The organism is Brachyspira intermedia PWS/A (assembly GCF_000223215.1).
Taxonomy (GTDB): Bacteria; Spirochaetota; Brachyspiria; order Brachyspirales; family Brachyspiraceae; genus Brachyspira; species Brachyspira intermedia.
The window spans coordinates 1,484,861-1,497,835 of the sequence record NC_017243.1 but is presented as its reverse complement, the minus strand read 5'-3'; the positions used below and the strand labels follow the sequence as shown (position 1 = coordinate 1,497,835).

Genomic DNA, 12,975 nt, shown 5'->3' with positions numbered 1-12,975 from the left:
TTATCAAAAATAATAAATAAAGTATATCCTAAACAACTATATTTTGTAAATTTTGATATTTTTCAGATGTATTATCAACTTTTTTGCCGCACACGCTTTGCGGACTTCGTCAAAGTTGCAAAAAAAAATAGATAATTCTATATAAAGTACATCAGTTGAGAAAGCTAAAAATTTTCAGTATATACTATATACTAGATTAACTAATTAGATTATTCCTTTTTCTCTTGCTCTTTCTTATCTAAATCATTTTGATGGCTATTAAAAGGACTGAATCTTAAACCCACCTGCAAACCAACACCAAATGCATCTGTAGATACATATTTTGTTTCATCAATTTTTTTTCTCACACCAAATTCATAATCAAAATATAATCCAAAATTGGCACCTACATTATAATTATTAAATACAGAATAATCCAATGTTAATTTAATATAAGGTATAACATTCATTTTATCATATTTATTGACTATATCCAGCATATTAACTGTACTGCCTGCTGCCGTATAATTAGTGCCGTAAGTAACTGTCTTTTCTTCTTCAATTCCTGCTACAGGTATTTTTAATCCGCCTCCAATACCTATAGAAAAATCATAAATATTTACCTTAGGCAAAATACCTATTTGAAAGCTATGAAAAGCAGAAGTAGAAACAACAGATTTTGTACTGTCAGAAGATATAGAAGATGAATAAGTATCATAACTATATCCTGTTTCAGCCAATATACTAAGTCCTATATTATTTTTAAAATCTATCACATATCCAAACTGTGCTGTAACACCTATATCAAAACCCAAACCGATTTCTAGTTCTGAGTTTCCCATAGGTATTCCCACAGACAGCCCAGAAGGTATATTTATTATCCCTTCAAATCCGCTTGCTGCCAAAAGTGATAAGTTAATCGATATAAATATACTAATTATTAATAATAATTTTTTCATATTGGCAACTAAACTCCTTGTATACGCTTCATTACAATATTATCATCAATTTAAATATACATTTTTTTCAAAATTTATCAAATATGGTTATATATATTATCGTAAATAATTACTTATTTTATATAATATGAAGCCATTTAAATATATTATTTACCTATACAGAAATTAGCAAATATTTCATTGATTACTTCTTCAGCATCAACTTTTCCGCTAACATTTCCAAGTATATTATTTAATATATTCATCTCTTCAGCAACTTCATCTAAAGAATAAGACTCTAATGATTTTTTTATACATATATCAATCTGTTTAAGTCCGCTTTCTAAATATCCTCTCTCTCTATTATTGACATAAGTTTCTTTATTAAAAATATCCATATCAGAATCTGAAACATAATTTTTCAAAGCAGATATTAATTCACCTTTTCCTGATTTTGTTTTTGTACTTATATTAATTATATTAGCATTATCTATTTCTTTATTAAATTTTTTATCTTCATCGCTTTTATTAAGTATATATATAATATTTTTATTATCTAATGTATTTAAGAACTCTATTAAATTGATATCATCTTCATTTGCTATATCGCTTCCATCAAACACTGCAAGTATAATATCAGATTCACAGGCACATTTTTTAGCTCTTTCAATACCTTCAAGCTCAATATCATTATCAGCTTTTTTATGAAATCCGGCAGTATCCATCAAATAAAAAGGTATATTATCAATATAAATATTTTCACTCAAAAAATCTCTTGTAGTTCCGGCAATATTTGAAACTATAGCCCTTTCTCTGTCTAATATCATATTAAATATACTGCTTTTACCGGCATTAACTCTGCCTAATATAGCAACCTTTATTCCATTAATAAGATTTTCAACTCTTTTGGAATTAGATAAAATATTTTCTATATCTTTTTTTATAATCTCAAAATTTTCTATAAGCTTATCATAAGAAAAACTTTCTGTTTCATCTTCAGGGAAATCCAATTCTCCATAAACAAGCATAAGAGAATTTTTTATATTTTCTCTTAGTTTATCTATCTCTCTTGTAAGCCTTCCCCTCATCTTATATATGCTTGCTTCAGCCATAAGCTTATTATTAGAATCTATTAAATCATGTATAGCTTCAGCCTCACTAATTCCTATTCTTCCATTAATATAGGCTCTGTATGTGAATTCTCCCCTATTAGCTGCCCTTGCTCCGTTTCTTATTAAAAGATTCATAAGCGCATCTATTACTACAATGCTTCCATGAGATATGAATTCTATTGTATCTTCAGATGTGAAAGTATTAGGAGATAAAGAAGATAATACTATAACCTCATCAACAGGTATATTATTTTCATCTTTTATTAAAGCATAATAACTTTTTCTATGCTCAAAATTATTTATATTCTTATTTTCATTATTAGCGTAGAAACATATTTTTGAAGCTATTTCTAATGCCTTGCTTCCTGACATTCTTATTATAGCTAATGCACTCTTTGAATATGGTGTTGATAATGCCGCTATAGTATCTTTTATATCATACTCGTTCATATTTTACTCTTAACTATTTTCCTGAAGATGTTCCATTTTCTTTTGAAGTTTTTTCTGCTCTTTTAATTCTTTTCTTAGCCTTTTCTTTTCTTCTTTTCTTATCTTTTTGTTTTCTTTTTCTTCTAATTTTAATGCAGTATATAAATTACCGTTTTTTACTATATAATCAACACAAAAATCATAATCTTTCTGCATTATTTTGAGTTCAGGAATTTGTCTTGCAAATTTTACGTAATCAGATTCTTCAAACATTTTTATTATGTATTCGCTTTCATTAAATACATTTTCTTTGAATAATTGATTTATTTCGCTAGTAGTCATATCTTCTATATTGAATCTGAATCTCTTTGTAAGATACCTTTTAAATATAAATGTTAATTCAAAATAATACTCCGCATATTTATTTTCATTATAATAAGTATTGCAATCTATTAGTTTTAATGCATTCAATGCCTCTGTGTCTTCTTTTATATTTATCTTTTCATTGAATTTTCTTTCTATATATTTTACTACAGCAAAAATCAATATTATTATTCCAATAATAGCAAAAACTATAAGCACAGCGAATAACCATACATATTTAGGCATAGGTATACCAATAGTACCTTTCATAGGAGGTAAAGTCTCTCCGTCAGAGAAAGGATATACTAATATAGTCATATCCTCACCATGAAGTTCTCTGTATTCATTATTATAATTATATGAAATCTTAAATGGATATACAACGAATTGTCCTACATCATAAAAACCTAATTTATATTTTATGATTCTCTCTTTATATTCTCCAACATTTCTAGTTTTATTTTCAACAGATATGATTCTGCATTTATTATCTCTATCATCAAATGATAAATCTTCAAAATTATAATCTATATTATTTTTAGAAAGTATACGCACTTCATAATCTATAGTATTTCCAATAACAACATTAACAGATGAAATACTAGTCAATGCATTTACTATAGTATTTTTATCTATTTGTTTAGAACATGATATTAATAAAGCAAATATCATTATAAATAATACTAATATTTTTTCATGAAATAAAACTAATCCTATATAATCTATTATTTTCTTCGTGCATTTCTATTTCAAATAAATAGTATGGAGCTTCAAAATAATCTTTGAATTTATTTCCCCACTCTATCATAGTAATTCCATTCTCTCTTATTTTATCTTTGAAGCCTATATCATCAAGCTCTTCTTCTTTTTCAAGTCTGTATAAATCTACATGCCTCAAAATACTTTCTTCGCCATTTAAAATTATATCATACTCGTTTATCAAAGTAAATGAAGGACTGCTCACAATATCTTCGCTTTCCATTAATCTTGATAGTATTCTAACAAATGTAGTTTTACCAAATCCAAGATTTCCTTCCATTATAACTACATCACCGTCTTTCAATATATCTTTAAAAAATTCAGCAACTTTTTCTATACCTTCAAGGCTTATATTTTTTTCTTCTTTAATAATTTCTTTTTTCATATTTATTAGTGTCAATATTATAAAATTATAATTTAAATTATAGAAATAATATATTATAGAGTATTATTTGTCAAATGTTCATCATAGTCTTTTTTGTCATTACATATACTAAGCATTTCCATAATGGCAAATACAGAAATTAATCTTAATCCAAAATTACTCATATCAAGTCCGGCAAGCATAAATAAAGTGAATACTATCAATTTAGGACAATAATATTTTGATACTAAACAGCTCATAAAAGATGTAAATAAAGTCATTAAGAACATTATAATAACTACAAGATAAACAGTAAATGGTAAATACATCACAATACCTAAAGCACCAAAAAATGATATTACAATCAAAAAGAAAGAATTACCAAATACTAATATGGCTATTATTGATAATATTACCATCATAATAATAAAAAAGAATGATTTATTAATATTTTTCATAACAACTTTTTTCATAAAAATTAATATATAAGCTATCATTAATATTAAAAATGAAAAAGATGACAATTTACTCATATAAGTTGATATAAAAGTAGATATATAATGAAAAATATCCGTATCTATTATTTTATTAGCTGATATTAAAATATAATTTATATTAGATGAGGCTAAAGAAAGAAGCATAAAAACATATACTCCTCTATCCAATTCCATTATATTATTCGATTTTATTATAGAAACAAAAATTTTTATTGTAAGAACGAATATGGATATAAAATATAGTAACTCTATATAATTATAAATATTAATTTCTATAGCATAAAGCCTTAAAGTACCCGATATAAGAAATAATATTCCAAAAACAGCTAAAAAAGTCTCTGAATTAAATATACAATTATAAAATTTATAAAATACCAAAAGAAAAAAAGATATTAATACAATATAATTCAAAATAAATGTAATTACATATATAAAAGAATTATTATCAATTACTAAAGCTCTGAAAAACAAATAGTTAAAAAATACAATGGCAATCAGCAAATATGACCAGAAATTGTATGCACTTACAAAGGAAGTATTTTTATTCATTTGAATCATTAACTATTACCCAATTATTATATATGCTAATATAGTAATATTTTTATAGAAAAATTGCAAGAATTTAAAATACATAGTTTCCTTTAGAATCCACTTTAATATTTAATTCTTTTTTGGTTGTTTGGAATTTATCATATCCATTTTTTATATTTAACCAAAAATCTATTAAAGATTCATCATAATATTTTTTATAATAATCAAAATTGCTATCTGTCATTTGAAAAGGAAATATATAAACAGGTATTTTATCTTGTCCATTATCTTTAGCATATACAGCATATAAATATATTTCTTTTATTTTATCATCAGTCATAGGCATGCATCCTATAGTAACATTAGCACCATGAATAAATATATCGCCTCCTAGTCTTGAAGCATTACTTTTCTTTTTGTCCGATTCATTTGGATAATTAATGCCTAATGAAAGATAATAACTGCTTGCGGGATTGAATCTGTCTATATAATAAAAACCTTCAGGAACCTGTAAATCTCCCTCCATTCTTTTAGGGCCTAATATTCCGGATTTTGCTGCTATATTATATGAAGCTATTTTTTTATATGTACTGTCAGATTTATTTTTGGCATATATTTCAAGTATATCTTCTTGTTTGTATACTGTTATTAATATATTTAATTCTTCTAATTCGATATTATTATTTTTTAATGTATTTTTTACAATATTGTCTTTTTCTTTTATGGCCGTTCTTACCCTATTGTATCTTTTCTGATCATCAAGAAAATCTCCGGCAAATAAAAAAGAATTAATCATATTAAAAATAATAATTGCAATGATAATTTTTTCATAAAATACTCCATATTTAATCAAATATCGTAATTTGAAATATTTCCTTGATTAAAAATATATTTTACTGTATTATTATTGCATTAATATATAGAATTTAAAGGAGGAAGTAATGTTAACTTTCAAAACCATTGATGATAAAGAAATGCAGCATATAATGGATACTAAAGAAGTAAGCGATGATATAAAAAAATCTTCAGAAAATGTTTTAGCTATATTCACTCAGGATTGGTGCGGTGATTGGAAAGGTTTGCAAAGAGAATTAAATGCAAATAAGGATAATGCTGATATTGATATAACTATATTTATCTGCCTATACAATGAAAGTCCTTTATATGAACCTTTTATGAATTTCAAAGAAAATGTATGGAATAATGATTTAATACCTTATTTAAGATATTATAAAAACGGTTCATTTGTTAAAGATACTAATCATTTACCTTTCCAAAGATTAATAAAAGCATTTCAATAAAAAATACAATGTTTAAAATTGAGAAGGCGGGAATTGAAAATATTGAAGATATTTCTATTCTCGCCAAAAATATATATTTAAAATACAATTCCAGTTTAGACACAGATGAAGGAATAAATAATGTATTAACTTTTATATCGGCTAACAATATGAGGCTTAGATTTTTTATGCAAGGCTCTTTAATGCTCATTGCCAAAAATGAAAATGATATAATAGTTGGAATGCTTGAAATAACTGATTTTGATCATATTTCTCTTTTTTTCGTAGACGACAAATATTTTAAATTGGGTATAGCAAGTAGTTTATTTGAAGAAGCAAAAAACATTTTAAATTCAGATAAATATACCGTAAAATCTAGTCATTATGCATGCGAATTTTATAAAAAATTAGGATTCGTAGAATTATATAATGATATTCAGGAAGAAAACGGAGTACATTTTCATTATATGATTTATTAATAATTCTATTTACTGTCATTCGTTTTAGATAAAAGTCAATTGTAAAAATATTAATATTATATTATAATTAACATAATATGTTATTGTAATAGGACTATCAATGGAAAATATACTAGAAGTAGAAAATTTAAAAATGTACTATCATACCTCAAAAGGTTTAGTAAAAGCCATTAATGATATAAGCTTTAAAATAAAGAAAGGCGAAACTTTAGGTATTGTAGGTGAATCAGGATGCGGAAAAACTAGTCTTGGAACATCTCTTTTAAGAATGCCTTCTATACCCGGTAAATATGAGGGAGGAAGAATAATACTTGATAATGAAGATATTATTCCTCTTAAAGAAGAATATATAAGAAAAAATATAAGATGGGCTAAAATATCTATGGTTTTTCAAGGTGCAATGAATTCTCTTACTCCTGTATATACTATAGAAAAGCAGATGATAGAAACTATAAACAGACATATTGATATGAGTAAATCGGATGCAATAAAACTTATAGAAGAATATTTAGGATATGTAGGGCTTCATGCAGATGTTGCAAAAAGATATCCCCATGAGCTTTCAGGAGGTATGAAGCAGAGAGTTGTTATAGCCACTGCCCTATTTTTGAAACCTAAACTTATTATACTTGATGAGCCTACTACGGCATTAGATGTTATAGTACAGGCACAGATTATAAACTTATTAAAAAAATTAAAGAAAGATTTCGATTTGTCATTTATTTTTATAACTCATGATTTAGCATTGGAGGCTGAAATTTCGGACAGAGTATGCGTTATGTATGGCGGTAAAATCTTAGAGCTTGCAAACAATGAAGATATATATACAAATGCCAAACATCCATATACAAAAAGACTTTTAGCAGCTACTCCTAGATTAAATAAAGCTGTAAATAAATTAGAGTTTATAGAAGGTACTCCTCCTGATCTGCTTAATCCTCCCACAGGCTGTATGTTCTATGACAGATGCAAAGAAAGAATAGATAAATGCAAAAATGAAGAACCTATATTAAAAGATATAGGAAACTCTCATTTATGTGCTTGTCATTTGATTAATTAGTTATTTCTTCTTTGTATGTTATATATTGCTCATTACTATAAATTATAAGCATACTATTATTAAAATTAGTATCTCCGGGTTTTATTATATTGTATTTTATATTTGAATTAGTATCTAATTTGAAATTTGGATTTTCAATTTTCATTAGTACATAAGAATATTGATCTGAATCATACAAATTAAAAGAATTAGTATTTGAATCTTCAATTATATTTTTTATATGAGGAAGCATAAAATTCCAACCTATATCTTTTCTATCCTTATAATCATTATATGCTTGAAAATTCACTGCAAATAAATTCAATATTGCAAATATAACTACAAAATTAAAAAGTTTTTTATGCTCAATTTTTTTTATAAAATATATTATAGGTATAAATGTAAAAGGATATATATTATAAAAATATCTAGGTCTTCCAGCACCTAAATTTAATATCATAAATATAGCTATAGTTGCTACAATATATACAAAATATATTATAGCTGATTCTTTAAATATTGGATCATCATTAATTTTTTTTCTGAATAAATCCGTAATCAAAATAATAAAAGAAGCTGCTCCCATAATTACAGATGCAAGATAAAATATAAAACTAAATACCAATTTAATGTCCCCATTAAACCAGCGAGTAAATATAATAGCTATTCCATTTCCATAATTATAATTAGGTTCATTTGTAGGGAAAAATAAAATAGACCATATCTGAGGAGGCTGTATTATAGGTTTTACAGAATTTTTCAAATTAACAACATTCATCAAATTAGGAAAACCATTTGATATCTCATATGCAATATATGGTACATACAATAAAAACGATATAAACACACTTATAGATAGAGGTATAATATATTTCTTTGTTTTATTTCTTCTAATTATTAAATATATAAGGAATGTAGGAACCATACTAAAGAATACTGCAATATGACACATAGATTCTAATGCCAAAATTGGAAATATAAAAATACTTGCAATATATGCCCACCTATTATCTGAAGATATATATATTAATATTAAAGTTATTGAAAGAAATGACAAAATAAAAACTGTATCTGGATTATATATTTCATTTTGAAAATTTAAAAAATTTATATTCATAAATAATATTGAAGTTATTATTGACGTTATTTTTAATCCAAATTTTTTAAATATAAAAATGAGAAATATTAAAGGCGATATAGTAATTAATATATAATTTAATAATCTTGCTGTCTCAATATTTTCACCTGACAAAAAATATAAAAATGTATATTGTAAATAAAATAAGCCCCCAGGAACTCTAGGAATCTTTGTATCGTATACTTCTTCACTTCCTATTAGCTTATTGGGTGATACAAGATGAACTCCCATAACAGGTACTACTTTATTATCATAATATTTTCTCATATTATAATAATGCTCTAATGAATCGCTGCTTGTAATATTATATTTTTCATATAATTGAATTCTTGTAAAAATACCTATTGATATTGATAAAACTATTATTAATATATAAATTAAAGAATTATTTTTCATATACTGCTCCATACAATGCAAAAGCAGCATTCATATTTATTATAATATTTTTTGCAACAAAGATAAATTTGTCTAAGAGAGTAAAACTTGAAGTTTGTTTGTTTGTTTGTTTGTTTGTTTGTTTGTTTGTTTGTTTGTTTGTTTGTTTGTTTGTTTGTTTGTTTGTTTGTTTGTTTGTTTGTTTGTTTGTTTGTTTGTTTGTTTGTTTGTTTGTTTGTTTGTTTGTTTGTTTGTTTGTTTGTTTGTTTGTTTGTTTCATAAGTATACTCACAATTTCAGTAAAATAATTATACTATTATAAATATAAATAGTCAAATTAATTTCATTACCATATAAAATTTATTATAAAAAATAAATGCTTGATTTCTATATTATAATATATTACTATTATAACAAATAAAAAATATATGGTAAGGGATTTGAGTCTGATGGAAAATAATATAATATTGAAGCTTGAAAATGTAAAAAAATATTTTTATCCAAGCACCAATATAATAGAAAGTTTAATAAAAAAATCTAAAGAAATAAAAGCGGTTGATGATATAAGCATAGAAGTAAAAAGAGGCGAAATACTTGCCATAATAGGAGAATCAGGAAGCGGAAAAACCACTATAGGCAAACTTGTGATGAAATTAATAGAGCCTACTTCAGGAAATATTATATTTGAAAATGAAAATATTAATAATTTTACTAAAGAAGAAACAGCAAAATACAGAAGAAAAGTTCAGATGATATTTCAAGACCCTTATGCTTCTATGAATCCAAGATTTAAAATAAAAGATGTATTAAAAGAGCCTTTATATATTCATAACATTGAAGGAGATGAAAAAGTTTATGATGAAATGGTTATAAAGGCTTTGAAAGACGTAAAAATCAATCCTCCAGAAGAGTTTATGGAAAGATATCCGCATATGCTTTCAGGCGGACAACGTCAGAGAATAGCAACTGCAAGGGCTTTAATACTTAATCCAAAATTGGTTGTTGCTGATGAGCCTGTTTCTATGATAGATTTATCCACAAGAGCAGAAATTCTATATATGATGAAAGAACTTCAAATAGAAAAGAATTTAAGTTATATATACATTACTCATGATTTATCAACAGCAAGATATTTTGCAGATAGAATAGCAGTTATGTATTTAGGTAATATAGTAGAAATTGGTAATGCTGATGAAATAATAGATAATCCTCAACATCCATATACAAAGGCTTTGATTGCTGCAGTACCAGATGCTTCTTCAGGAAGAGTTAACATAATAAAAGAACTTCCTATCAAAGGAGAAATACCTAATGCATCAGATATTCCTTCAGGATGCCGATTCCATACAAGATGCATATATGCAAAAGAAGAATGTAAAAATAATATTCCAAATGCTAAAAAGATTTCAGAAAATCATTCAGTTTCATGCCTATTTGCAGACTAATAATATTGAAATTACAAAACAATTTTATTATAATAAAAAATAATTAATCATAAACAGGAATAAATTATTATGAAAGAATATAATGATCAGGAAAAAAATTAGCTGAATATATAGAAAAATATTTACCATTCAGAGCAAAACATATATTTTCTACAAGAGAGCTTTCTGTTCAAATAGCAGAAACATATAATGTTGATACAAATAAAGCCTCTATTGCGGCATTATGTCATGATTTGGGAAAGAGATACAAAGATGATGAAATGCGTAAAATAATACTTGAAAATGATAATAAAGAATATCCTAATTATATAACAGGTGCTTTGCTTCATGCTAGAGTAAGTTCTATAATAACAGAAAAAGAATTCTCAATCACTGATAAAGAAATTTTAAATGCAATAGAAAGTCATACAGTTGGACATAGAAATATGACTATGCTTGAAAAGATAATATATGCAGCTGATTATCTTGAGCCTACAAGAAATATACCTGCTGCTGATAAAATAAGAGAGAAAATTTTTACAGATTTTGACAATGCATTTTTGGAAGTGGTATTAGAATCTATAAATTTTGTTTTGAGTAAAAAACAGTATTTATCAGATAAAACAATAGAACTTTATAATTCCTTAGTTATTAAATAATAATATTGGATAATGTTTATGAATAATGATAATTTAAAAAAAGCATATATAATATTTGTAACCGACAGCAGACAATACAGAAATACCAAAATAAATATAGATAATATACTTAATGAACTTGCAATGCTATGCGATACCGCAGGTTATGAGGTTGTAAATAAATATTCATTCATACAGCCTAAAATAACTGCAGGAACTTATATAGGCACTGGTAAATTAGAAAGTTTAAAAGAAAGTGCTGCAATTGATAATGTAGAGTATTTTATATTCGATAATGAGCTTAGCGGTTCTCAGGTAAATGCTATAGAAGAAGGTTCTAATATAACAGCGCTCACAAGGACAGAAATAATATTAGAAATATTTGCTTTAAGAGCTAAAACCATGACTGCCAAAATGCAAGTGGAATTAGCTTTTTTAGAATTTGAATATCCAAGATTAAAAGGTAAAAGAACTAATCTAAGCCAAATAAAAGGAGGCATAGGATTAAGAGGCGGAGCCGGAGAAAAACAGCTTGAATATGATAGAAGAAGAGCAAGAGAACGTATACATAAATTAAAATCTCAATTAAGCAAGGTAGAAAAATCAGCAAGTACAGGAAGAAAAGGAAGAGAAAATACTTTTAGAATAGCAATAGTAGGATATACCAATGCAGGAAAAAGCACATTATTTAATCTGCTTTGCAAAGAGTCTGTTTATGTTGAAGATAAATTATTCGCTACGCTAGACACTCATACTAGAAAACTATATTTAACAGATGATACTCCAGTAGAAGTTATAATAAGCGATACTGTAGGATTTATAGACAGACTTCCGCATACTTTAGTAGCTTCATTTAAATCCACATTATCTGAAGTTGTTGAGGCTGATTTACTTTTGCATTTATCAGATGCAAGCGATGAAAATATAGAAGAAAAACTTCTGCATGTAGAAAGCATAATAAAAGAAATAGATGCCTCTCATATAAAAAGAATAGTTATATTTAATAAATCTGACTGCATAGATGAAATACAAAAAATAAAATATTAACTTCTTATGATGATGCTGTATTTATAAGTGCCAAAAACAATACTAATATAGATATTTTGAGAAAGAAAATATTAGATATTATATTGGAATTAAATATCAATAATAATTAAAAGACTTAGTTAATTGAGCAAATATAACTACCCAAAAGTCCTCACCATTAATAGCATAATGTGCTACGCCTATATGAGTAAATTTATCGCTTAGAATATTAACTTTATATTTACTAGAATTCATCCAATAACTAGCAACCGTTTCTGCATTTTTAAATCTATAAGCTATATTCTCATCAGATGAATAGGCAATTATCCTGTTTTGATAAAGCAACTCATCATACTTAGTATTATTAGGCCTAATATGTGAAAAACTGATAGCAAGTTCTTTTGCTCTTATATCAGCTATATTATTTAATTTATCATCAATTTCAAATGAATATAAATTCTCATTTTCTCTTATTTCGTTGAATATTTTCAACATAGAATTAATATCATCATTATAATTCTGTGCTGACAAAACACTAAAGCTGAATACAATGATAATAATCATTTTTATTAAAATATTAATCATATATTTTCACTTACTATTA

Annotated in this window: 14 protein-coding genes and 1 pseudogene; 6 read left to right on the top strand and 9 right to left on the bottom strand. The window is 25.6% G+C overall.

Translation table 11 applies throughout. The annotated features are described in order from the left end of the window. Positions 1-209 precede the first annotated feature (209 nt). From BINT_RS06580 to BINT_RS06555, 6 genes are all read right to left on the bottom strand, one after another. On the bottom strand, positions 210-938 hold the full coding sequence (locus BINT_RS06580; RefSeq protein WP_041177311.1) for an outer membrane beta-barrel protein: 729 nt from the start codon (positions 936-938) through the stop codon (positions 210-212). A 146-nt stretch (positions 939-1,084) separates the two neighbouring features. Beyond that, a complete protein-coding gene (mnmE, locus tag BINT_RS06575) occupies positions 1,085-2,479 on the bottom strand; it encodes a tRNA uridine-5-carboxymethylaminomethyl(34) synthesis GTPase MnmE (RefSeq protein ID WP_014487774.1) in 1,395 nt (464 codons plus the stop codon). Positions 2,480-2,488: 9 nt separating this feature from the next. Then, positions 2,489-3,493 carry a hypothetical protein gene (locus BINT_RS06570; RefSeq protein ID WP_014487773.1) on the bottom strand — a complete coding sequence of 335 codons (1,005 nt, stop codon included), beginning with the start codon at positions 3,491-3,493 and terminating at the stop codon, positions 2,489-2,491. Positions 3,494-3,515: 22 nt separating this feature from the next. Further along, positions 3,516-3,965: a tRNA (adenosine(37)-N6)-threonylcarbamoyltransferase complex ATPase subunit type 1 TsaE gene (tsaE, locus tag BINT_RS06565; RefSeq protein ID WP_014487772.1), complete on the bottom strand. Its 450-nt coding sequence runs from the start codon at positions 3,963-3,965 to the stop codon at positions 3,516-3,518. Positions 3,966-4,018: 53 nt separating this feature from the next. After that, entirely contained in the window at positions 4,019-4,999 is a 981-nt protein-coding gene (locus tag BINT_RS06560) for a WESB_1763 family membrane protein (protein ID WP_041177310.1), read from the bottom strand. 64 nt (positions 5,000-5,063) lie between these two features. Further along, positions 5,064-5,768, bottom strand: coding sequence for a L,D-transpeptidase family protein (locus BINT_RS06555; protein ID WP_014487770.1), 705 nt, complete (start codon positions 5,766-5,768; stop codon positions 5,064-5,066). 145 nt (positions 5,769-5,913) lie between these two features. On the opposite strand from BINT_RS06555, the gene BINT_RS06550 reads away from it, so the two are divergent. From BINT_RS06550 to BINT_RS06540, 3 genes are all read left to right on the top strand, one after another. Then, complete coding sequence (locus BINT_RS06550) at positions 5,914-6,273, top strand: hypothetical protein (RefSeq protein ID WP_014487769.1); 360 nt, start codon at positions 5,914-5,916, stop codon at positions 6,271-6,273. Between the two features lie 8 nt (positions 6,274-6,281). Further along, the gene (locus BINT_RS06545) at positions 6,282-6,731 is read left to right on the top strand and encodes a GNAT family N-acetyltransferase (protein WP_014487768.1); all 450 of its coding nucleotides are present in this window, start codon (positions 6,282-6,284) and stop codon (positions 6,729-6,731) included. 100 nt (positions 6,732-6,831) lie between these two features. After that, positions 6,832-7,791 carry an ABC transporter ATP-binding protein gene (locus BINT_RS06540; RefSeq protein ID WP_014487767.1) on the top strand — a complete coding sequence of 320 codons (960 nt, stop codon included), beginning with the start codon at positions 6,832-6,834 and terminating at the stop codon, positions 7,789-7,791. Here the strand turns inward: BINT_RS06540 and BINT_RS06535 are convergent. Together BINT_RS06535 and BINT_RS06530 are read right to left on the bottom strand one after the other, a co-directional pair. Then, a complete protein-coding gene (locus BINT_RS06535) occupies positions 7,784-9,304 on the bottom strand; it encodes a hypothetical protein (RefSeq protein ID WP_148258783.1) in 1,521 nt (506 codons plus the stop codon). The two genes, BINT_RS06540 and BINT_RS06535, sit on opposite strands and share 8 nt — an antisense overlap. Continuing rightward, positions 9,294-9,563 (bottom strand): hypothetical protein, encoded by a 270-nt coding sequence (locus BINT_RS06530; RefSeq protein ID WP_041177308.1) that lies wholly within the window; start codon positions 9,561-9,563, stop codon positions 9,294-9,296. The genes BINT_RS06535 and BINT_RS06530 overlap by 11 nt, the downstream gene beginning before the upstream one ends. A gap of 169 nt (positions 9,564-9,732) precedes the next feature. Here BINT_RS06530 and BINT_RS06525 point away from each other — a divergent pair, with 169 nt between their 5' ends. From BINT_RS06525 to hflX, 3 genes and pseudogenes are all read left to right on the top strand, one after another. Further along, the gene (locus BINT_RS06525) at positions 9,733-10,728 is read left to right on the top strand and encodes an ABC transporter ATP-binding protein (protein WP_014487765.1); all 996 of its coding nucleotides are present in this window, start codon (positions 9,733-9,735) and stop codon (positions 10,726-10,728) included. 110 nt (positions 10,729-10,838) lie between these two features. Further along, positions 10,839-11,366 (top strand): bis(5'-nucleosyl)-tetraphosphatase (symmetrical) YqeK, encoded by a 528-nt coding sequence (gene yqeK / locus BINT_RS06520; protein ID WP_083818243.1) that lies wholly within the window; start codon positions 10,839-10,841, stop codon positions 11,364-11,366. Between the two features lie 18 nt (positions 11,367-11,384). Beyond that, positions 11,385-12,502, top strand: a pseudogene (gene hflX / locus BINT_RS06515) (GTPase HflX). Here the strand turns inward: hflX and BINT_RS06510 are convergent. Beyond that, a complete protein-coding gene (locus tag BINT_RS06510) occupies positions 12,489-12,956 on the bottom strand; it encodes a CAP domain-containing protein (RefSeq protein WP_041177307.1) in 468 nt (155 codons plus the stop codon). The pseudogene hflX and the gene BINT_RS06510 sit on opposite strands and share 14 nt — an antisense overlap. Positions 12,957-12,975: the final 19 nt, after the last annotated feature.